The organism is Pseudomonas sp. BIOMIG1BAC (genome assembly GCF_001705995.2).
Classification (GTDB): domain Bacteria; phylum Pseudomonadota; class Gammaproteobacteria; order Pseudomonadales; family Pseudomonadaceae; genus Aquipseudomonas; species Aquipseudomonas sessilinigenes.
In genome coordinates this window covers 1,077,250-1,098,638 of the sequence record NZ_CP049045.1, presented here as the reverse complement: position 1 = coordinate 1,098,638, position 21,389 = coordinate 1,077,250, and the positions used below count along the sequence as shown (strand labels likewise).

21 protein-coding genes and 1 pseudogene are annotated in these 21,389 nt (G+C 64.0%); 9 read left to right on the top strand and 13 right to left on the bottom strand.

What is annotated here, in order from left to right; translation table 11 throughout:
* Positions 1-43 precede the first annotated feature (43 nt).
* Both ATY02_RS04980 and ATY02_RS04975 read right to left on the bottom strand, forming a co-directional pair.
* Entirely contained in the window at positions 44-1,684 is a 1,641-nt protein-coding gene (locus ATY02_RS04980; RefSeq protein ID WP_068577463.1) for an ArnT family glycosyltransferase, read from the bottom strand.
* 112 nt (positions 1,685-1,796) lie between these two features.
* Positions 1,797-2,669: an EamA family transporter gene (locus ATY02_RS04975; protein WP_068577461.1), complete on the bottom strand. Its 873-nt coding sequence runs from the start codon at positions 2,667-2,669 to the stop codon at positions 1,797-1,799.
* A 115-nt stretch (positions 2,670-2,784) separates the two neighbouring features.
* On the opposite strand from ATY02_RS04975, the gene ATY02_RS04970 reads away from it, so the two are divergent.
* Positions 2,785-3,567 (top strand): AraC family transcriptional regulator, encoded by a 783-nt coding sequence (locus ATY02_RS04970; RefSeq protein WP_068577458.1) that lies wholly within the window; start codon positions 2,785-2,787, stop codon positions 3,565-3,567.
* 51 nt (positions 3,568-3,618) lie between these two features.
* Here ATY02_RS04970 and ATY02_RS04965 read toward each other — a convergent pair whose 3' ends face one another.
* Positions 3,619-3,936 carry a hypothetical protein gene (locus ATY02_RS04965; RefSeq protein ID WP_068577456.1) on the bottom strand — a complete coding sequence of 106 codons (318 nt, stop codon included), beginning with the start codon at positions 3,934-3,936 and terminating at the stop codon, positions 3,619-3,621.
* 5 nt (positions 3,937-3,941) lie between these two features.
* Positions 3,942-4,103 (bottom strand): hypothetical protein, encoded by a 162-nt coding sequence (locus ATY02_RS04960; protein WP_022638972.1) that lies wholly within the window; start codon positions 4,101-4,103, stop codon positions 3,942-3,944.
* 196 nt (positions 4,104-4,299) lie between these two features.
* Between ATY02_RS04960 and ATY02_RS04955 the strand changes: the two genes are divergently transcribed.
* Positions 4,300-4,788 carry a hypothetical protein gene (locus tag ATY02_RS04955; RefSeq protein ID WP_068577454.1) on the top strand — a complete coding sequence of 163 codons (489 nt, stop codon included), beginning with the start codon at positions 4,300-4,302 and terminating at the stop codon, positions 4,786-4,788.
* A gap of 4 nt (positions 4,789-4,792) precedes the next feature.
* On the opposite strand, the gene ATY02_RS04950 is transcribed toward ATY02_RS04955, so the two are convergent.
* A complete protein-coding gene (locus ATY02_RS04950) occupies positions 4,793-5,827 on the bottom strand; it encodes a zinc-binding alcohol dehydrogenase family protein (protein ID WP_068577452.1) in 1,035 nt (344 codons plus the stop codon).
* Positions 5,828-5,933: 106 nt separating this feature from the next.
* Between ATY02_RS04950 and ATY02_RS04945 the strand changes: the two genes are divergently transcribed.
* From ATY02_RS04945 to ATY02_RS04935, 3 genes are all read left to right on the top strand, one after another.
* A complete protein-coding gene (locus tag ATY02_RS04945; protein ID WP_068577450.1) occupies positions 5,934-6,284 on the top strand; it encodes a winged helix-turn-helix transcriptional regulator in 351 nt (116 codons plus the stop codon).
* Between the two features lie 14 nt (positions 6,285-6,298).
* Positions 6,299-6,667 (top strand): hypothetical protein, encoded by a 369-nt coding sequence (locus ATY02_RS04940; RefSeq protein ID WP_176719756.1) that lies wholly within the window; start codon positions 6,299-6,301, stop codon positions 6,665-6,667.
* A 135-nt stretch (positions 6,668-6,802) separates the two neighbouring features.
* Entirely contained in the window at positions 6,803-8,269 is a 1,467-nt protein-coding gene (locus ATY02_RS04935; protein WP_068577449.1) for an ArnT family glycosyltransferase, read from the top strand.
* Positions 8,270-8,326: 57 nt separating this feature from the next.
* Here the strand turns inward: ATY02_RS04935 and ATY02_RS04930 are convergent, their stop codons facing one another.
* Positions 8,327-8,659, bottom strand: a complete 333-nt coding sequence (locus tag ATY02_RS04930; protein ID WP_068577446.1) for a hypothetical protein — start codon at positions 8,657-8,659, stop codon at positions 8,327-8,329.
* A gap of 317 nt (positions 8,660-8,976) precedes the next feature.
* On the opposite strand from ATY02_RS04930, the gene ATY02_RS04925 reads away from it, so the two are divergent.
* Positions 8,977-9,360: a transcriptional regulator gene (locus tag ATY02_RS04925; protein ID WP_068577444.1), complete on the top strand. Its 384-nt coding sequence runs from the start codon at positions 8,977-8,979 to the stop codon at positions 9,358-9,360.
* A gap of 98 nt (positions 9,361-9,458) precedes the next feature.
* Here ATY02_RS04925 and ATY02_RS04920 read toward each other — a convergent pair whose 3' ends face one another.
* Positions 9,459-10,121 (bottom strand): histidine phosphatase family protein, encoded by a 663-nt coding sequence (locus tag ATY02_RS04920; protein WP_228022307.1) that lies wholly within the window; start codon positions 10,119-10,121, stop codon positions 9,459-9,461.
* A 372-nt stretch (positions 10,122-10,493) separates the two neighbouring features.
* Between ATY02_RS04920 and ATY02_RS36515 the strand changes: the two are divergent.
* The 3 genes and pseudogenes from ATY02_RS36515 to ATY02_RS04910 all read left to right on the top strand — a co-directional run.
* A pseudogene (locus ATY02_RS36515) lies at positions 10,494-11,507 on the top strand (methyl-accepting chemotaxis protein); the annotation flags it as partial.
* Complete coding sequence (locus ATY02_RS36510) at positions 11,496-12,413, top strand: methyl-accepting chemotaxis protein (RefSeq protein WP_416220673.1); 918 nt, start codon at positions 11,496-11,498, stop codon at positions 12,411-12,413. The pseudogene ATY02_RS36515 and the gene ATY02_RS36510, both read left to right, overlap by 12 nt.
* Positions 12,414-12,645: 232 nt before the next feature.
* Positions 12,646-13,674 (top strand): AraC family transcriptional regulator ligand-binding domain-containing protein, encoded by a 1,029-nt coding sequence (locus ATY02_RS04910; protein WP_068577440.1) that lies wholly within the window; start codon positions 12,646-12,648, stop codon positions 13,672-13,674.
* Between the two features lie 6 nt (positions 13,675-13,680).
* On the opposite strand, the gene ATY02_RS04905 is transcribed toward ATY02_RS04910, so the two are convergent.
* From ATY02_RS04905 to ggt, 6 genes are all read right to left on the bottom strand, one after another.
* Positions 13,681-14,049, bottom strand: coding sequence for a glyoxalase superfamily protein (locus tag ATY02_RS04905; protein ID WP_068577438.1), 369 nt, complete (start codon positions 14,047-14,049; stop codon positions 13,681-13,683).
* Positions 14,050-14,166: 117 nt separating this feature from the next.
* Positions 14,167-15,633 (bottom strand): N-acyl-D-amino-acid deacylase family protein, encoded by a 1,467-nt coding sequence (locus ATY02_RS04900; RefSeq protein WP_068577436.1) that lies wholly within the window; start codon positions 15,631-15,633, stop codon positions 14,167-14,169.
* A gap of 1 nt (position 15,634) precedes the next feature.
* Positions 15,635-16,495, bottom strand: coding sequence for a MurR/RpiR family transcriptional regulator (locus tag ATY02_RS04895; RefSeq protein ID WP_068577434.1), 861 nt, complete (start codon positions 16,493-16,495; stop codon positions 15,635-15,637).
* Positions 16,496-17,845 carry a gluconate:H+ symporter gene (locus ATY02_RS04890; RefSeq protein ID WP_053136819.1) on the bottom strand — a complete coding sequence of 450 codons (1,350 nt, stop codon included), beginning with the start codon at positions 17,843-17,845 and terminating at the stop codon, positions 16,496-16,498. It lies immediately after the preceding gene.
* A 215-nt stretch (positions 17,846-18,060) separates the two neighbouring features.
* Positions 18,061-19,506, bottom strand: a complete 1,446-nt coding sequence (locus ATY02_RS04885; protein WP_022638954.1) for a SulP family inorganic anion transporter — start codon at positions 19,504-19,506, stop codon at positions 18,061-18,063.
* A gap of 157 nt (positions 19,507-19,663) precedes the next feature.
* Positions 19,664-21,331, bottom strand: coding sequence for a gamma-glutamyltransferase (ggt, locus tag ATY02_RS04880; RefSeq protein ID WP_068577433.1), 1,668 nt, complete (start codon positions 21,329-21,331; stop codon positions 19,664-19,666).
* Positions 21,332-21,389 lie beyond the last annotated feature (58 nt).

Sequence of the window (21,389 nt, the reverse complement as noted above, 5' to 3'; positions counted from 1 at the left end):
CCAAAGGTCCAAAATACGTTCTGCAGCGATGGCTGCCAAGCCGCTAGGGCAGCTTGAACACCAGGCAGGGATTATCGTTCAGGCGCCCTTCGTACACCGGTTGCAGGTGCTCCAGCGAAGTCCCCTGGAGCAGTCCTCGCTCCTTGCGCGCCACGATCACCCAAGCGCCATGCGGCAGCTCATCCAGTTGTTCCGGCGCGTCGCCACTGACAAACAACGGCCGCTCGTCATAGTCCAGGTTCATCATGTAGCGCACCGCCCAGGTGTCCTGGCCGAGCTTGAAGAACACCAGCGCACCTGGCTGCTGTGCACGCAAGCGCTCGACCTGGGAGACGAAGCCCTGGGTATCGAACTGCAAATCCTTGGCCGGGTCCACCACCGTCACCAGCAATAGCCATTGCGCCGCCAGCGCCAGGCCGCTGAGCAGCACCAGGCGCCTGCCCAGGTCCGCTGCGGTGCGCCGCCAGTGGTACAACACCAGCGCTTGCAGCAAGGCGAAGATCACGATCAACAGCGGCATCGACACCGGTGGCCAGTAGCCGTGTTTGCCCCAGCTGTGGCGCAGGATGAACAGCACCACGATGCACAACCCCGGCAACAGGGCCACCAGCCATTGATAGCCCTTGCCCAACCTGGCCATCCCCCCCTTGGCATTGAGCAGGCCGTAGGCCGCCACGGCAGCGAACATCGGCACCATGGGCAGGATGTAATAGGCGCGCTTGAAGTTCGGTACGGAAAGCCCGAACAGGATCATCAGGCCACAGGCCCCAAGACGCAGGACCAGTTGCAGCTGCGCATCGACATGGCGTCGTGCCCACTGGCGCCGTAGAACCCAGAGCGTGGCCAGGGCCAATGGCACTACCGGGAAGTAGCGGTACAGCGATAGCTGGAAGTAGAAGTAGAACGGCTCACCGCTCTCATCCAGGCGCCCCCTCACCTGCATGTCATAGACCTGCTGGACAAAACCGTCGCCGCCACTGATGTAGGCGAGCTTCATCAACAACCACCAGCAACCGGCCAGCAGCACCAACCCCGCCATGCCGTAACCCACGACGCGCATGAACATCGCCTTGCGCGCTTGAGGCGTTCGAACATCGCCCAGCAGCCAATAGAAACAGGCCACGCCACAGACCTCCACCACCCCCAGGGGGCCACGAATGGCGAAGGCCAGCACCATCAGCGGCAGTACGGCCCACTGGCGCAGCCGCGAGCCAAGCTGCTCACCGCTGTGCAACAGATAGAAGCTGCCCAGGCACAACAGCGACACCATCTGGTCCAGGCAAACCGAACGTGACTTGTCCAGCAACTGGCTGGTCAGGGCCGTGAGCAAAACCGCCAGCAAGGCCCAGGTTCGCCCCATTGGCACCAGCAGGCGGTACAACAACGCCAGGACCCCGGCCGACGCCAAGGCCGTGGGCAGCACATTGGCCAGATGATTGGGCGCCCCGAAAGCCTGGGCAAACAGATAGCTGAAAAACGTCGCAGTGCCGGGGTAATCCGGGTAGGGCTGGCCATAGGTGGTGGGAAACAGGCTGGCGCCATGACGGAACATTTCCTGCAGGAACAGCGCCCAGCGGCCATCGAACCCCTGGGGTTGCTCGTCCCAGATGCCCCAGGTAAACAGCACCAGGGCCACCAGGTACACAGCCCAGGCCTGGGCCACGAAACGATTTTCTCGAAGCATCTTCGCTCTACCAGAAAGTGCCGTTCCAAAGGCCCGGCGGAAGGCTGGCAATGTTGCAGGAGCGATCACTGAACGATGCCTGAACGAGGCTTGAAAAAACCTCCTCGCCCACTTATCGCCACACACCCCCAAACCGCCAGCGCACCTGGCCCACCAACAACGCCAGCAGCACCAGGAGCATGGACAGCCCGTCGTCGAGCGTCACCTGTTGCCCCAGCAACACTATCGAGCCTGCGGTACCGAACAGCGGAATCAGCAACGACAAGGGAGCCACTCGGGACACCGGGTACTCGCGCAATAGCAGGTTCCAGCCCCAGTAACAGAAATGCGTCGCGACATAGACCTGGAACAGCAGCGAAAAGATCGAAGTCCAGGAAATTTCTCCGACCAACTGCACGAAAGGAGCATTGCCGTGGCTCAGCCAGGTCAGCACCAGCAAGGGCAACGGGGCGAACAGGCTGGCCCAGACCACGAAGGCGAACACTTCCCGAACCCCGCAGCGCTTGATGATGACGTTGCCCAGGCTCCAGCTGAATGCACTGACCAACAGCAAGGCATAACCCAAGGTGGTGGCCTGCCCGGGACTGGCGCCGACGATCCGCAGCAAGCCCCAGGCCGCCAAGCCGGTGGCCAGCACCTGTGACAGGCGCAGGCGTTCGCCAAACAGCAGGACGCCCCAGCCCAGGGAGAAAAAGGCACTGAACTGGATCAACAGCGAAGCGGTTCCTGGAGCGACGCCCTGCTCGATGCCCAGGTTGATCAGAGCCCACATGGCCACGCCGAAAATCAAGCCATAGGCCACCAGCCAGCCCCAGGCCACCTGCGGACGCGGAATCAGGAACACCCAGGGCAGCGCTGCCAGGGTGAAGCGCAGGGCGGTGAGCAACAACGGATCGATATTGGCCAAACCGAGCTTGGTGACGGGAAAGTTGAGCCCCCATAGAGCTGTCACCAGCAAGGCCAGGAACAGGTGTTTGTTCTGCATATCGCACACTCCGGTAAAGACAGTCGCAGGTCATTCCCCGACCGGGAGCGAACTATCAACGTGTACGGCCATGGCCCGCTTGTAGTATCAGGTCAGATTCCATTAAATTCGGGCCATGCACCCGACCGATATCGACCCCTACGAAAACACGCCTCGAGATGCCGTGGTGACCGCCACGCACTACCAGGACGGCCAGCACTTTTGCGAGCATCGCCATCGACGCGGGCAGTTCGCCTACGCCGCCTCGGGAGTGATCAGCGTGTTCACCGAACAAGGCAACTGGGTCGTACCACCGCAACGGGCGATCTGGGTGCCGGCCGATGTCCCCCATGCCATGCAGATGAGCGGGCCGGTGCTGATGCTCAACACCTATGTACGGGTCCGTGCGGCCAACCGACTGGGCCTGCCTGGCCAGTGCCAGGTGCTGGAGGTGTCCGAACTGCTGCGCCAGTTGCTGATCCGTGCCGTGGACATTCCTCCCCGCTACGCCCCCCAGGGCATACAGGGTCAGTTGATGAACCTGCTCCTGCATGAGATTGGCGCCATGGTGGCCCTGCCGCTCAACGCACCGCTGCCCGCCGAACCGCGCCTGATGAAGGCCTGTCGTGCCTTGCTGGAACAGCCATCACTGGAATGGACGATCGATGAGATGGCCCGGCGGGCCGGTATGAGCCGACGCACGTTCACCCGCCTGTTTCGCCAGCAGACAGGGGTCAGCTTCGTCCAATGGCGCCAGCAGGCCTGCCTGCTGGCGGCGGTGGTCCGCCTGGGCAATGGCCAGCCCGTGACCCGGGTGGCCACGGACCTGGGCTACAGCAGTCCAAGCGCCTTCAGTGGCGTGTTTCGCAAGGTATTGGGACAGGCGCCCAGCCGCTATTTCGCCCAGGCAAGGGACTGAGGGACAACGGCCCGGCAGATTGCCCGCCAGGCCGAAACGAGCGCCCCCGGATTACAGGAACACCGCGGACAACATTCCCAGTGCGCCCAGGCAGAAGCCGATCAGCGCACCGCGCCCGGGCATCTGCTGGAACAGCGCCCAGATCACCAGCGGCTCCAGGAGCAGCAGCGAAGTCACCGAGACCACGGTGACGATCCAGATATCCCCCACCGCCATGTACCCCAGCCAGTAGGCCGCCAGCAGGCAAAACCCGCCCAGGCACATGATCAGCACCGGCACCAGCAGCCCGCTGCTCCCCGTGTTGCCGGCATGGGCCAGCCGCGCCACCACCACTTCACTGTAGATGGCGCAGAACTCGCCCAGCACCATCAGCCCTACAGCAGAAACTCCGAGTAATTCTTTGGACATGAAACAAACCCCTTCGTATTGAGAGCCCGATTTTTCAGCTCCCAGGCATTGATCGCTCCGTTGACGGAGCCGGCATGGCAATGCACAGGGGTGCGGGGCAACTCGGTTACGTTGAGGAACTTGATCATCTCCATCTCCTTGGCTGGGCGAAACCACAAGGCCCGCGACTGGGGCCGCGAGCCGTCACCTGTATAGAGTATTTCAGCGACAGCTGTCATCCACCGGCAAACGCTCCCACACAAAACACACACAAACTCCACCCAGCGCAGCGGTCGCCATCGATAACCTGGCCCGGTCATCAACTCCCGGAAAGGGACTCTTCCCATGCCCCAGAACTTCCCGGCCATTCGCAGCGTGCACCCCCTGGAATGGTTTGCCACTTACTTCATCGGCATTGCGGTGCTGGCCCTGACGGTCGTCCTGCTGGTAGCGATATTGATCCTGGCCAGCAGTAGCGAGCCGCTGTGGCAGACCCTCGCGGATATCTTTTCCATCGCCGTGCAGGCAATGCTGCTGATCATCGTGCTGGTCAGCATCCTGGCCGCCTTTCCTTGCGCGCTGTTCTTCTGGCTGGCCCAGCGCTTCGCCTGGCGCCATGTGCTGATCTACCTGTTCTGCGGAGTGCTGGGGTCCTTGCCGACGATGCCCGTGGTGGCGAGCCTGTTTTCACCCGACTTTTTCACCGACGCCCCCGACGATGAAGCCCCAACCACCAGCCTGCAAAGCTACCTGCCGATGCTGCCGCTGTTCGCCGGTTCAGGGGCTTTCCTCGGGGCAGTGTTCTGGTGGCGTACCGGGCGCCACCTGCGCTGACCGGTCAGTGACCGAGACCGGCATCGGGATCATGGGCCACCACCACCTTGCCGGGCTGGCCACCCTGCTCCACCTGCCCATGGGCCAAGAGCAGGTTGTCCACGGTAAAAGGGCTCAAGACCTCGCGCAGGGTGCGGCGGATAACACCCTGGTCCAGCAGCTGCGCCACACGCTCCAGGATGCGATGTTGCTCGTGCATGTCCGGGGTCTGGAACAGCGCCCGGGTGAAGACCATCTCCCAATGCAAGGACACGCTCTTGCTCTTGAGCGGTACGGCATCGAAGGACTGGTGATCGTCGATCAGCGCGATATGCCCATGGGGCTCGATGATCTCCACCAGTTCGGCGAAGTGCTCTGCGGTGTGGGCCAGGGCAGCGACATGGGTCACGCCCGGCAGTTGCAACTGCGCCAGCTGCGGCACCAGCGGGCGGGAATGATCCAGCACATGCTGGGCTCCCAACTCCAGGCACCACTGGCGGCTGGAGGGCCGCGAAGCGGTGGCGATCACCGTCATGCCGGTCAACTTGCGCGCCAGCTGGATCAACACCGAGCCCACGCCACCAGCCCCGCCGAGGATCAGCAAGGTCCCCTGGCTGGCCAGATCGCCGGGCACCCGGGCCAAGCGCTCGAACAACAACTGCCAGGCCGTCAGCGAAGTCAGTGGCATCGCCGCCGCCTGGGCGAAGGACAGGCTCTTGTGCTTGTGTCCCACCAGGCGCTCGTCGACCCGATGCAAATGGGCATTGGCGCCATCGCGAGTGAAAGTCCCGGCATATAACACCGTGTCGTCCGGTGCGAACAGGGTCACCGCACTGCCCACTGCACGCACCACCCCGCTGGCATCCCAACCCAGGACCTGCACGCTATCGGGCACCGCCACCAGTCCCGCCCGGACCTTGGTATCCAGCGGGTTGACCGATACCGCGCGCACCTCCACCAGCAAGTCATGGGGGGCGAGCGACGGTACTGGTCGTTGCTGCTCGAAAAGGGCCTGGGGATCGGTCAGATCCGACCCTGGAAGATAATGGATGACGTGCATTGCAAGGCTTTCCCGAAGACTCAAAGCGCACACTTAAATCCTTCATGCCCCACCCGCACAAGTACGGTACTTTTGCGTACCAGCTACGCAAAAGGGTCGTCAGACGATGAAGAACAAACACTACCAGGACATTCCCGGATGCCCGGTCGAGGTCACCCTGGACCTGATCGATGGACGCTGGAAAGGCGTGGTCCTGCACCAACTGCTCAACAACGACTACCTGCGTTTCAATGAACTGCAAAGGCGCCTGCCCGGGATTTCCCAGCGCCTGCTGACCAAACAGCTGCGTGACCTGGAGGCCGCCGGCCTGGTGCTGCGTACGGTGTACGCCGAAGTCCCGCCGCGGGTGGAATATCGCCTGAGCGAAGAAGGGCGATCGCTGCAGCCGGTGGTCGAGGCACTGTCTGCCTGGGGCCAGGGACGCATCGCCCGTCTGCAACAGGCCGCGAGCGCCTGAACACTGGAGCCTGCATGTCCTCCCACTTGTCCCAGCCACCCAGGTTCGCCATTTTCCAGGATTCGACCCTGTTGGGCTGGACCGCACTGGAGTCCAGCGATCCGCCAATGGGCGTCGCTTGCGGCCAGTTTTTCGTTACCCCGGCCTATGCCTCGGTCCAGGAACAGGTGCGGGCACGCAATGGCACAGACCAGAGCGACCTGCACCTGGTGGCCTATCACCTGGGCCAACCCTTGCCGGCCATGGCGGTCAGCATCCTGGACCTGCGCCAGGAATGCGGCGAGGACGCCATCGAAGTCAGCGTCCTGGGCATCGCCTACCCGCTCTACCAGCAACTGTTTCCCGAAGCGGTCGCCGCCTACGAACAGCAGACGCTCGACTAGGCCAATGTCCCTGGCCCTTGGAACACCGGCGGCAAAACCTCCTACTTATTCACAATTCGTTAAGACTTGCCTCCGTATACTCCGGGGCTTGCCCGCAGCATTTGCCTGCGCTCCGGATCTGGTGGCCCATAACCCATGTCACGACCTGCCCCGCTGTTGTTCCTACTCGCCTGCCTGCTGTTTTTCTTTGCCCTGGGCAATCACCAGCTACAAGGCTCTACCGAAGCCCGGGTTGCCGGGATCGCCATGCAGATGCACCTGGATGACGACTGGGTCACGCCGCGCCTGTTCGGCACACCATTTTTGGAGAAGCCGCCCCTGAGCCTGTGGCTCGACGCCAGTGCCATTCGCGCCTTTGGCGGCACGCCGCTGGCGGTACGCCTGGCCTCGGCCTTTGCCGGGCTGTTCAGCGTGATGCTGCTGTATGCCATGTTGCGGCGTTTCGGACGGCCCGCCGGGTTGGCGCTCATCGCCGGCTTGATGCTGGCGACCATGGCCAGTTACTGGAGCAACGTGCGGGGTGTGGGAGAGGATGCCCTGCTGAGCCTGGGAGTGACCCTGGCCCTGCTGGCGTTCTTCCAGGCTCATCGCCGCCAGGCCTCTGGACATCCGGCCCTGCTGGCCTGGCTGGCCTTTGCCGGCGGGATCGCTATCGCCACTCTGAGCAAGGGCATACTCGGCCTGGCGATGCCTGGGGTGGTGATCTTCACCTACCTGCTGGCCGACAGCCTGATCGACAAGCGCCTGGCCCTGGGTCACTGGCTGCGTCCTGCGCTGCTGACGCTGCTGGGGCTGGTGCCCCTGGCCATATGGCTCGCCGTGCTGTACCAGCGTGGTGGCATGCAGGCCCTGGGGGAAGTGTTATGGACCAACAGCGTTGGGCGCTTTGACGGCTCCTTCGTGGAGGCCGGGCACTATGAGCCCTTCTATTACTACCTGGCCAAGCTGCCCCAGGCGTTCCTGCCCTGGAACATCCTGGTCTACCTGGGCCTGTGGCATTTCCGCAAAAGCCTGGCGAACAATCGCTACCTGCTGTTCATGGTCATCTGGTTGCTGGCGCAATTCACTCTCCTGTGCCTGGCGTCGAGTAAACGCACGGTGTATCTGATGTCACTGACTCCGGCGGCGGCAGTGCTGGCAGCCGAATATGGTGCCGTGCTGTACCAGCGCCTGGCACAGCGGTCGGCCAGTACAGGTTTCTGGAGCGCATTGGGGCAAAGACGCAAAGGCCTGGTCACCACGGTCATGGCTCTGGTGATCGGTGCCTATCTGGTCAACGCCCAATGGGCCGCGCCAAGAGCCGACCGCGAACTGTCGTTCGTGCCGGTTACAGACCAGATCATGGCGTTGCAGGCCAGTGGTCATCAAATGGCGCTGTACCAGGCCAACGAGCGTATTGCCGGAGCCAGCGTGTTCTATACCCGGAGCCTGCTCAAGGACCTGCAGACAGAGGAACAGCTCATCGCATTCCTGCGTGATTCACCTGGACATATGGCCGTGTTGGGTGGCGCCGAGCCTCCCAAGCCGCCCTTGCAGGTGCAGAAGACCATGATGGTTGGGCGCCAGCCCTATTACTTCGTCACCCTGGCACCGGCCCACTGAGACGAAAAAAAACGGCACCTGGTACAGGTGCCGTTTTCATTGGCGAACCGGGTTCGCTCAAGGAGTCTTCAGCTTGACCACATCACCGGAAACCTTGGTGGTGTAGCCGCTCAGGACCCAGGCCCAGAACCAGTTTTCCTGGATCTGGGTATTGATCAGTGCGTCGCCGCCCTTGGCCTGGATCGCTGCGGTCTGGGCACGGACGAAACGATTGTTCTGCTGGATCGGGATCAGGCCGAACAACATGATGCCGGTAGCGCTCGCCTCACTGTGACCGATGACGGTGTACTGGCTGCTGTCCAGTTGCTGGGTTTTCATCGGGGTACCGGTGCAACCTGCGAGAACCAGGCCCAGGCAGGCCGAGGCAACGACTTTGCTGATGTGCTTCACAACGCAACTCCATGGAAAAACGCCGGGAACTCATTTCCCGGGCGCCGGCACTTTACTCGCGACCAAGGCAGATGACCATTGCGCTGTGCCAATCCTTTGAGCCTTTATTGCCCCCATCATCTCTCCCCGACAGGCCAACGATCACCGACCTGGTACATGCCACCGGATCAACGCAGCGGCCCCATCGCACGGGCACCGGCACACCAGCGCCACAACACCTTGTGTAATAAATAAGGGGGAGATTTCCCACTGAACAAAAGATGAGCCACCTCCTTAGGATCGAACCGGCCTTACCCATAATTCCAAGGAGGTACCAAATGGACGTGAAAGACCTCAGCCTCATCGATGTAAGCCAACTCCCCCACTCGCTCCAGGCCCTTATCGAGTGCATCGGCCTGGAAAACGCCTACCGCCTGACCTGCGAGTATGGCGGGCGTCCCAAGTACATTCCCAAGCATGCCGAACGCACCACGCTGGCGCTGATCCTGCCCGCCGATGCCCTCGGTGCCCTGATCGAACGCTTCGCCGGGCTGGCGCTGGAGATTCCCAAGGCTGACCACTTCTGCCGGCAGATCCGCAACCAGCACATCCAGCTGGAAAGCATGGGGGGCATTTCCCGCAGCGTGCTGGCGGACAAGTACGGCCTGAGCCTCAGGCAAATCGGCAATATCCGCCGCCTGGATGCCAATCCTTCCCGTTAATCGAACGCCAGCATCCAGGACGTGCTCGGGGGAGTCAGAGCACGTCCTGTCCATAAGCCCACCAGGAATCAGGCCAGGGCCACTGCAGATCGACGATTTCAGGGCTTGAGCTTCACCGAGCGCCAGTCGCTGGCCTCGATCAACCCGAGCATCTTCGGGGTGCCGTTGAGGGTGTCGGTGGAAACGAACATGGCCGCGCCGTAGCCCAAGGTCGGAGTCGACAGGTTCAGGTCCTTGTCCATTTGCGTCATGCATTCGCTGTGGGTTACCAGCACCAGGTTGCGCCCGGCAACCTTATGCGCCAGCGCATCGCGCAGCATGCTGCCCCGGCAGTTGAACAACCAGTTGTCACCGCTGCTGACCTTGCTGAACATGAAGCCAGCGGTCTGCGCCGTACGGGTCAGCGGACTGTTGTAGATATCGGTATGTTCCAGGCCCAGTTGTTCGAACCTGGCGCCTAGGGCAACCGCTACTTCACGGGCGCGGTCGGTGATGCCGTCGGCCGGCCCCAGGCATGGGGCATTGGAACGGTCGCAGCGTTCCACATGGCGTACCAGGACGATCATGTCGCCCTTGGCCCAACCGCTGGCCAACGCCTTGACCCCGGCCGCGTTGTCGCGGGTCAGGTCAGGCACCTGGGCCGGCCTGAACAGATACAGGCTCGATAAAAGCACCAGGAGAGCTCCCAGCAACAGCATCAGGGGCTTTTTGTAACGGGCCACGGCCCCCCGCAGGAAGGGACGCTTGGCCACCACGAACATCTGTCTTGTTGTCACAGTCCAGCCGCCCTTTCCAAAGTGATTCATTGCGTTGAGCAGCTCGTGCCAAGGCTACAAAAACCTGATGACAGTTGAGCGCTGCCGCCTGCCTTGGGCAGCGACGCAAAGACTCTAGGGCGGGCTCCGTGGGGGCGCGGTGAAATGAATGTGAAAAAAAGCTCAACGGACCGGCGGTTCATCCCGCAAAATAGCCGTCAAAACCTGAAACATTGTCTTGGCGCAATACCGACGAAATCGTTTCAGCTATGGCACATCCCGCCGATACATCCCCTACAAAACACCCTGCTGGTCACCAAGAACAACAATCTTCCGGCCAACTGAGATCAAGAAGCGCTACGTTCCTGGAGGAATTCAATGAATAGTTGGTTTGCCAACATCAGCGTCAACCTTAAGCTGGGCCTGGGCTTCGGCCTGGTCCTGGCCCTGACCACCGTTCTTGCACTGACCGGCTGGACCAGCCTGGGCGGTCTTATCGACCGCAGCAACTGGATGAGCGACATCACCCAGTTGAACATCGGCCTGACCAAGCTGCGGGTCACCCGCCTGCAGTACATGCTGGCCAACGGCGACGAAACTGCCGCCCAGGGCGTGCAGAACACCCTGGACGATTTCAGCGCCCAGCAGAAAAAGCTCCTGGCCTCGTTCCAGAGCCCGGAAAACATCAAGCTCCTGCAAGGCCTGGGCGCGACCATCGCCGCCTACCAGGACTCGCTGAACAAGATGCGCAACGCCTACCGCACCGGCGACGCTGCTCGTCTGGCGATGAACCAGAACGCCGAACGCGCCAATGACCTGATCAACGGAATCAACACCTGGGTCAAGCAGCTTCCCCTGAGCAACGAGCGCTTCGAGCAGTTCCAGGCCATCACCCAGGCCAAGGAAGCCTTCCAGCTGGCCCGCTATGAAGTGCGTGGCTACGTCACCACCAACAACCCGAACACCGAACAGAAAGCCGTCACCGAGCTCAACGCCGCGATTGCCGAAATGGATCAGCTCAAGGCCCATTTCAGCGTCACCCAGCGTGATGCCCTGCAACAGCTGGAAACAGCCCTGAGTGGCTACCGCAGCTCGCTGCAGGACTTCAAGGTGGCCTTTACCAGCGCCGTGCAGGCACGCAAGGAAATGACCGACCAGGGCGCCGATATCGTCGAGCGCAGCGATGCCCTGTATCAGATCCAACTGGATCGCCGCGACATCGAAAGCACCCAGGCCCGCAGCCTGCAATTGACCAGCACCCTGCTGGTGCTGCTGGTGGGCGTATTGGCCGCGGTGATCATCACCCGCCAGATCACCCGCCCACTGCGCGAAACCCTGACCGCTGTCGAGCGCATTGCCTCCGGCGACCTGACCCAGGATATGCACATCACTCGGCGCGACGAACTGGGCGTGCTGCAACAAGGTATCGCCCGCATGGGCGTGACCCTGCGCGAGCTGATTGGTGGCATCCGCGACGGCGTGACCCAGATCGCCAGCGCCGCCGAAGAATTGTCGGCTGTGACCGAGGAAACCAGCGCCGGGGTCAACAGTCAGAAAGTCGAGACCGACCAGGTAGCCACCGCCATGCACGAGATGACCGCCACCGTGCAGGAAGTCGCGCGCAACGCTGAAGAGGCTTCCCAAGCGGCTTCGGCTGCCGACGGCGAAGCTCGCGAAGGCGATAAGGTCGTGGCCCAGGCCATCGAGCAGATCGAACGCCTGGCCAGCGAAGTGGTGCGTTCCACTGACGCCATGACCGTGCTGCAACAGGAAAGCGACAAGATCGGCAGCGTCATGGACGTGATCAAGGCCGTGGCCGAGCAGACCAACCTGCTGGCCCTGAACGCCGCCATCGAAGCCGCCCGCGCCGGTGAAGCCGGCCGCGGTTTCGCCGTGGTCGCCGACGAGGTCCGGGCCCTGGCCCAGCGCACCCAGAAGTCCACCGAGGAAATCGAGGAACTGGTGGCCGGCCTGCAGAACGGCACCCAGCAAGTGGCGACCGTGATGCAAAACAGCCGCGTGCTGACCGACAGCAGCGTCGAGCTGACCCGCAAGGCCGGTGCCTCCCTGGAAAACATCACCCGCACGGTGTCCAACATCCAGTCGATGAACCAGCAGATCGCCGCCGCGGCCGAAGAACAGAGCGCCGTGGCCGAGGAAATCAGCCGCAGCATCATCAACGTGCGCGACGTGTCGGAACAGACCGCCGCCGCCAGCGAGGAAACCGCTGCCTCCAGCGTCGAGTTGGCCCGCCTGGGCGGCCAACTGCAAATGATGGTCAGCCACTTCCGCGTCTGACTTGTGCCCCATGGCCGCCGCCTTTGAACAAGGCTGGCGGTCATGTGCAGGACGCCAGATACCCGGCGCACGCAAGGTGCGCCACGCCTGGATGCTCGACTTCTGTAGCCGCAGCCTGCGGCAGCGGCTACAAGAGGCGGGGTGAGCAGGCATTTACAGCGCGCGCGGTTTGCCCTTACCTTTCCCGGTCTGCATCCTGCTGTCCGAAGGATTCGTTGCCAGGAACCCAATCATGCCCAGCCTCGGTTTTACCTCGGTCCCGCCCCTGCTCAAGTACCTGCTCTATGCCGAGCAACTGGGCATCGCCACGGAACCGGCGCTGGCAGCCGCCGGCTTGCAAGCCGAGCAACTGAACGACACCAGCCTGCGCCTGCCGGTGGAGGTCCACGAACGCCTGCTGGACTACTTCTGCCTGCACTCGGGCGACCCTTTGTTCGGGCTCAATTCAGCACGTTTCGTCAAACCCAACTCCTGGAACGTACTGGGCTACATCACCATGAACTGCGCGACCCTGGGCGAAGCCATGGCGCGCATCATGCCGTTCGAAAAACTGGTGGGGGACATGGGTACCAGCCGCGCCGAGGTGGCAGGCGACGAGGTACGCCTGGTCTGGAGCTGCCGCCACCAGCGCCCGGACATCCGCCGGCACCTGGTGGAAAACGTGCTCGCCTCCTGGTTGCTGTATGCCCGCTGGATCGCCGATTCGCAGTTGTCGCCGCGCGCCGTGTGGTTCGAGCACCCGCTGCCGGAGCCAGCCCAGGTCGAGCAATACGAAGCGCTATTGGGCTGCCCGGTGCTGTTCCAGCAGCCCTGCTCGGCCCTGGTGGCGCCGCTGAACTACCTGCAACTGCCCTTGCGCCAGGCCGATGCGCGCCTGCTCAAGACCCTGGAAGACCATGCCCAGGCGATGATGGCCTCGTTGGCCGATGCACCGGTGGCGCTGCAGGTGCAGGGCGTCCTGCGCCAATTGCTCAAGGATGGCCTGCCGCGCAAGGAACAAGTGGCCGAGCAACTGTCGGTATCGGTAAGCACCTTGCAGCGCCAATTGCTCAAGGACGGAACGTCCTACCAGCAGATTCTCGATGACCTGCGCCAAGAGTTGGCCGAGCACTATCTACGGCACAGCGAGCTGTCGATCCACGACATCGCCGATCGCCTGGGCTTCACCGAACCCCGTTCGTTCCACCGCAGCTTCAAGACCCGCACCGGCCTGACCCCGGGCCAATTTCGCCAGGCCGCCCTCCCCACCACACAGGCCTGACCCGCATCAGGCACTGATGGTATTGGTGAATACCAACCGGTTACCGAAAGGATCGCTGATGGTCATGTCCTGGCTTCCCCAGGGCATGGCCTGGATCTGCGGGTGGGAGAATGGATACTGCTTGGCCAGCAACCCTTGCTGGAAGGCTTCCAGTTCATCGGTTTCGATACGCAGTGCCGCACCAGGGGTGCAGTCGCCATGGTACTCACTCAGGTGCAGCACGCACTCGCCCCGGGAGACCTGCATGTACAGCGGCAGATCGGTCTCGAAGCGATGCTGCCAATCGAGGCTGAAGCCCAGGAAGTCCAGGTAAAACTCCCGGGCCTTGGCTTCATCGAAGATCCGCAGGACGGGGGTGGTTTTGCCAAAGCTCATTGCGTGACTCCCTGACTGGAAACAGGTCGCTGAGAGCGACCCCGATTGCCAGCACTTCGGCGCCACGCGGGCTTTCTTTAATGTCAATACGCCACCATTGTGACGGCGATCAACAAATCAGCCTGGCGTCCCGAACCCCTGGCGCAAATCGCCCTCCCGGGGCAGGAAGCGCCCATGGCGCTGCTCGCTGGCCTGGCCGGCGGCATAACTGCTCACGCCATTGACCCAGACCCCGTCGATCCCCTGGGCCGGGCGCCGTGGTTCCTGGAAATCGGCCACGTCCCGGACCCGCTCGGGATCGAACAGCACCAGGTCGGCCCAATAGCCTTCGCGGATCTCGCCGCGCTGGCGCAGGCCGAAGCGCGCCGCCGACAGGCCGGTCATCTTGTGCACCGCAGTGTGCAGCGGGAATAACCCCAGGTCGCGACTGAAGTGGCCCAGCACCCGGGGAAAGGCGCCCCATAACCGGGGATGGGGGAACGGGTCTTCCGGCAGGCCATCGGAGCCGACCATCGTCAGCGGGTGGGCGAGGATGCGCCGCACGTCGCTTTCGTCCATGCCGTAGTACACCGCTCCCGCCGGTTGCAGGCGCTTGGCGGCGGCCTGCAGATCCAGGCCCCAGTCGGCGGCGATCTGCGCCAGGTCGCGTCCGCCCTGCTCGGGATGCGGTGTGGACCAGGTGATGGTGATGCGATAGGCATCGGTGACCTGCTTGAGGTCCAGGGTCGAGGAGCTGGCGGCATAGGGATAGCAATCGCAGCCCACCGGATGCTCCTGCGCCGCCTGCTCCAGGGCCGCCAGCAGTTGCGGGCTGCGCCCCCAGTTGCCGGCGCCGGCGCACTTGAGGTGGGAGATGATCACCGGTGCCCGCGCCGAACGGCCGATCAGAAAGGCTTCGTCCATGGCCTCCAGCACCGGCTCGAACTCGCTGCGCAGATGCGTGGCATACAGCGCGCCGAAGGCCGTCAACTCCTCGGCCAATTGCCGCACCTCATCGGTTTTCGCGCAGAAGGCGCTGGCGTAGGCCAGCCCGGTGGACAGGCCCAGGGCGCCCTGCTCCAGGCTGTCGCGCAATTGCTCGCGCATGGCCGCGATTTCGCTAGCGGTGGCCGTGCGGTACAGGTCCGCCAGGTGGTTGCTGCGCAGGGCGGTATGCCCCACCAGGGCCGCGACATTCACCGCCGGGCGGGCCGCATCCACCGCCGCGCGGTAGTCGGCGAAACGCGGGTAGACGAACATCTCGCGCTGCCCCAGCAGGTTCATCGGGTCCGGCGGATCGCCCTTGAGGGTCACCGGCGCGGCGCTGATGCCGCAGTTACCCACCACCACCGTGGTCACCCCCTGGCTGAGCTTGGGCAGCATCTGCGGCTGGCGGATCACCACCGTGTCGTCATGGGTGTGCACGTCGATGAAGCCCGGGGCCAGCACGCGGCCGGCGGCATCGATCTCGACCTCGGCGAGCGCGCCGGCCAGTTCGCCGATGCGCTGGATGCGCCCGTCGAGGATGGCCAGGTCGGCGCGATAGCCGGGACGGTCGCTGCCGTCGATGACCAGGGCATTGCGGATCAGGGTGTCGTAGCGCATGTCAGTCTCCCAGGGGCAGGCTGTCGGCGCCGCCACGGTAATGGTCCAGGGCCAGCTTGATCCTGCGCAGGCGCTCTTGATTGTCGTCGGGCATGGCCAGGGCCAGCTCCGTGGCCAACACGTCGATGGCCAGCAGCATGCCGTAGCGGGCGGCGGTGGGTTTGTAGATGAACGAGGTCTCGGCGCTGTGCAGTGGCAACAGCACGTCCGCCAGCCCGGCCAGGGGCGAGTCGGGCAAGGTAATGGCGAGCACGGCGGCGCCGTAGCTGCGGGCCAGGGTCACCGCGTCCAACAGTTCCGGGGTGAGGCCGCTGAGGGAACAGGCGATCACTGCGTGTTGCGGTCCCAGGGAGGCGGCGGTCACCCGCATCATCACCGGGTCATGGCAGGCGGCGATGCAGTAGCCCAGGCGCACCAGGCGCACCTGCAACTCGGCGCTGCACAGGGTTGAACAGCCACCGGTGCCGAAGGCGTGGATCATCCGCGCGCGGCCCAGCAGGCGCACCGCATCGGCGAATTGCGCCCCCTCGAAACCCGCCAGGTGGTGGTGCAGCGTCGACTCGATATCGCCGACGATCTGCCGGTAGAAACCGGACGACTCGGTGCTCGCCCCCGGATCGAGGAAGCGGCTGCCCACGCCGCTGGCCTGGGCCAGTTGCAGGCGCAGCTGGCGCAAGTCCCGGCAGCCGACGCTGCGGGCGAAACGCGACAGGGTCGCGGCGCTGACCTCGGCCCGCCGGGCCAGCTCCTCGAGGCTGGCGGAGGCGGCGAAACCCACGTCATCGAGCATCAGCCGGGCGATCCGCGCCTCCCCGGTACTGAGATCGTCCAGGCGCGAGCGGATCTGGTAAAGGATGTCCATCTAGAGAAACTCCGCGAGAACCAGGGTCAGGCCGAAGGCGATCAGCGAGATCAGGGTCTCCAGCACGGTCCAGGTCTTGAAGGTCTGGATGACGCTCATATTGAAGTATTCCTTGACCAGCCAGAAGCCGCCGTCGTTGACGTGGGAGAGGATCACCGAGCCGGCGCCGGTGGCGATCACCAGCAGTTCCGGGTGGGGATAACCCAGGCCGACCGCCACCGGCGCCACCACCCCCGAGGCGGTGGTCAGGGCCACGGTGGCCGAACCGGTGGCGACCCGCATCAGCACCGCGAACAGCCAGCCCATCCACAACGGCGACAACTGGAACTGATGGGCCAGGCCGGTCACCTGCTCGGTCACCCCGGAGTCGATGAGGATCCGGTTCAAGCCGCCACCGGCCCCCACCAGGAGGGTGATGCCGGCAGTCGGCGCCAGGCATTCGTTGGTGAACCTGAGGATCGACTCGCGGTTCAGGCCCTGGGCCAGGCCCAGGGTCCAGAAGCTCACCAGGGTGGCGATCAGCAGGGCGATCACCGAGTTGCCGATGAACAACAAGAACTGGTTGAGCCCGGTACCCGGGGCGGCAATCAGGTTGGCCCAACCGCCCAGCAGCATCAGCACCACCGGCAGCAGGATGGTGCCCAGGGTCAGGCGAAAGCTTGGCAGCCGCACGCGCGGTTCACGGTTGATGAACTGCTGCTCCAGCGGGTTGTGCGCCGGCAACTGGATGTGCGGCACGATCAGTCGCGCATACACCGGGCCGGCGATGATCGCCGTGGGCACGCCGATCAGGATCGCGTACAGCAAGGTCTGCCCCACCGGCGCCTGGTAGGCCTGCACCGCCAGCATCGCCCCCGGGTGCGGCGGCACCAGGGCATGCACCACCGACAGCCCGGCGACCATCGGCAGGCCAACCATCAGCAGCGATACCCCGACCCGCCGCGCCACGGTGAAGGCGATGGGCACCAGCAACACGAAACCCACCTCGAAGAACAGCGGCAGCCCCACCAGGAAGGCGATGCAGACCATGGCCCAGTGGGCGTTGCGCTCGCCGAAGCGGGCCACCAGGGTGCGCGCCACCTGCTCGGCCCCACCGGATTCGGCCATCAGCTTGCCGAGCATGGTGCCCAGGGCTACCACCAGGGCGATATGCCCCAGGGTCTTGCCGACCCCGGCCTCATAGGCCGCCACCACCCCGGAGGCCGGCATGCCGGCCACCAGCGCCAGGCCCACCGAGACCAGGGTAATGACGATAAAGGGATTGAGCCGGTAGCGAGCGATCAGGACGATCAACGCGATGATGGCGACTGCGGCGTAACCCAGCAGTCCGTAAGCCGATACAGGAGCCACGGATACCTCCTTGAAAACAGCGTCGTTTCGAATGGTTATGAAAGTTTTTAATCACTTTAGGCAGTGAATTTCAAACCATATGAAACTGATTTTCGTAAAGAGGCAGGCTTTGTCGTGCAGGACTATGCAAAAGCCCCGGTGATGAAAATCGGCACCGGGTATTTTCATGCCCGTGCCGGGCGGACGGGCGAGCGCGGCGGCTCGCCCGCAGGCCGTCAGTCGTGCTGGACCCGGGCGCGCTTGAGCAGCTTCTTGCAGCGCTCGGACAGGTGCAGCACCCGCAACTGCTTGCCGGCCTTGGCATAGCGCTCGCGCAGGGTCATGAGCGCGGCGATGGCCGAATAGTCGACGAAGCTCAGGTGCCGGCAGTCGATGGTCACCCGCGATGGGTCGTTGGCCGGGTCGAACTGGTTGAGGAACGGCGTGGTGGAAGCGAAGAACAAGGTGCCGTGCAGGTGGTAGAGCTTGCTGCCGTCGGCTTCCAGGTGGCTGTCGGCGTACAGCTCGCGGGCCTGCTGCCAGGCGAAGTTGAGGGCGGCGATGACGATGCCGCACATGACCGCGGTGGCCAGGTCGGTGAACACGGTGATCACCGTCACCGCGAGGATCACCAGCACGTCGTTGAGCGGCACCTTGTTGACCACCCGCAAGGAGGCCCAGGCGAAGGTCTGCTGCGACACCACGAACATCACGCCCACCAGCGCCGCCAGGGGAATGCGCTCGATCAGCGGCGACAGGAACAGTACGAACAGCAGGATCAGCACCCCGGCCACGACCCCGGACAAGCGCCCACGGCCACCGGAACTGAGGTTGATCACGGTCTGGCCGATCATCGCGCAGCCGCCCATGCCGCCGAAGACGCCGGAGACCATGTTCGCCGCACCCAGGGCCACGCACTCGCGGTTGGTGTAGCCGCGGGTCTCGGTGATCTCGTCGGTGAGGTTCAGGGTCAGCAGGGTTTCCAGCAGGCCGACCATGGCCATCAGGAAGGCATAGGGCGCGATGATGCCCAGGGTTTCCAGGGTCCAGGGCACGTCCGGCAGCGCCAGCGCCGGCAAGCCGCCGGCGATGTGGGCCATGTCCCCCAGGGTGCGGGTCGGCAGTCCCAGCACGTACACCAGAAGGCCCACGCCGAGGATCGCCACCAGCGCCGGCGGCACCGCCCGGGTCAGGCGTGGCAGCAGGTAGACGATGGCCATGGTCAGCGCCACCAGGCCGGCCATCAGGTACAGCGGCTGGCCGCTGAGCCAGTGCTCGCCACTCTTGAAATGCTCCAGCTGGGCCAGGGCGATGACGATCGCCAGGCCGTTGACGAAGCCCAGCATCACCGGGTGCGGCACCATGCGCACCAGCTTGCCCAGGCGCAACAGGCCGAAGGCGATCATCACCAGCCCGCCCAGCAGCACCGTGGCCAGCAGGTACTGCACCCCGTGCTGCACCACCAGGGCGACGATCACCACCGCCATGGAGCCGGCCGCGCCGGAGACCATGCCCGGACGGCCGCCGAACAGCGCGGTCAGGGTGCAGATGAAGAAGGCGCCGTACAGGCCCATCAACGGGTTGAGGTGAGCGACCAGGGCGAAGGCGATGCATTCGGGCAGCAGGGCGAAGGAGGTGGTGAGTCCGGCCAGGACATCGGCACGCAGACGTTTTGCTTTCATGATTGACCTGATAGTTGGGCCGCGCAGGGCCCGGGGAATGGCGGGGGAAAACAGGCGGGAATGGTACGGAATCGAAACGCCGCCGACCAGCCGGCCGTCGGCGCGCAACCAAGCCCTTGCCGGAACCGGCGTACCGGCCCAGGCAAGGGCGCAGCGGTTACTTGACCACTTTGCCTACGCCACGCCCGCGCGGGTCGGAAGCGGTTTCAAGCTGGGGACCATTGACCCGGATGGCCTGGATGTCGCCCATCTCCCAGCCCTGGTCCTCGAGGGTGTAGCCCATGGCCTTGAGTTCATCGGCGACCTGGCCGGTGAGCGGCGCATAGGCGTCGTAGTAGATCGTGTCCTTGGGCAGCAGTTGGTGATGCACCCGTTGCGCGGCCACGGCTTTCTCCAGGGGCAGGTGGAAGTCGTAGAGGTTGTTCAGCACCTGGAAGATCGAGGTGAAGATCCGCGACCCGCCCGGAGTGCCCAGGACCAGGGTGACCTTGCCGTCGCGGGTCACCAGGCTCGGGCTCATGGACGACAGCATGCGCTTGCCCGGGGCGATGGCATTGGCATCGCCGCCCACCACGCCGAAGGCATTGGCCACGCCGGGCTTGGCGCTGAAGTCGTCCATCTCGTCGTTGAGCAGGAACCCCGCGCCCTTGACCACCACGCCGCTGCCGTAGTCCCAGTTCAGGGTGTAGGTATTGCTCACCGCATTGCCCTGGGCATCGACGATGGAGAAATGGGTGGTCTGGTGCCGTTCCAGCCCCGGGCGCACCTTGTCGGTGGGCGAGATGGCGTCGGGGTTGACCTGGGCCGCACGCTGCTTGAGGTAGGCCGGGTCGGTCAATGGCTTGACCGGCACCTCGGAAAACGCCGGATCGCCCAGGTAGTCGGCACGGTCGGCGAAGACTCGCTTCTCGATTTCCGCCAGCAGGTGGATGTACTTGGCCGAATTGAGCTCGACGCCCTTGAAGTCGGCGGCGCGCTCTTCCTTGATGCCGATCAGCTGGGCCAGGGCGACCCCGCCGGAACTGGGCGGCGGCGCGGTGTACAGCACGTTGCCACGGAAACTCACCTGCAGCGGCTGGCGCCACTGGACCTTGTAGTCCTGCAGGTCCTGCTTGGTGATCAGGCCCTTGTCGGCCTGCATCTGGGCCACCAGCAAGTCGGCGGTCTTGCCGCTGTAGAACTCCTTGGCGCCCTGGTCGGCGATGCGTTCCAGGGTCGCCGCCAACTCCGGCTGACGGAAGGTCTGGCCGGGTTGCATGCTGCCAAAATAATCACCGAAGTTGGTGCTGCCGTTAAACAGCTTCAAGGCATCCTCGCGGTACTGGTACTGCTTGTCCGCCACCTTGAAGCCGTTCCTGGCGTAGGCCACTGCCGGGGTGACGAGTTCGCTCCAGGGCAGCTTGCCGAACTTCTGGTGGGCCTCCCACAGGCCCATCACGGTGCCCGGCACCCCGGCGGCGCGGGCGCCCACCAGGCTGAGGTTCTCGATCACCTCACCCTTGTCATTCAGGTACATGTCGCGGGTCGCGGCCTTGGGCGCGGTTTCCCGGTAGTCGAGGAAATACGGCTTGCCGTCGATGAACAGCGTCATGAAGCCGCCACCGCCGATATTGCCGGCTTCGGGATAGGTCACGGCCAGGGTGAAGGCCGTAGCCACCGCAGCGTCCACCGCGTTGCCGCCCTTCTTGAGGATCTGCGCCGCGACATCGGCGCCGTACTGGTTGGGTGCAGCCACCGCGCCGCCCTCAAGGGGCGCGGCGAAGACTGGAACGCTGGCAGCGAGCGCCAGGCCCAGGGTGAGGGTCGTGCACGGCAAGATACCCATGGAGTCCGTCCTTATCGTTGTTTTCAGACCAGACGAACCTTAGGCGCTTTGTCGCGCG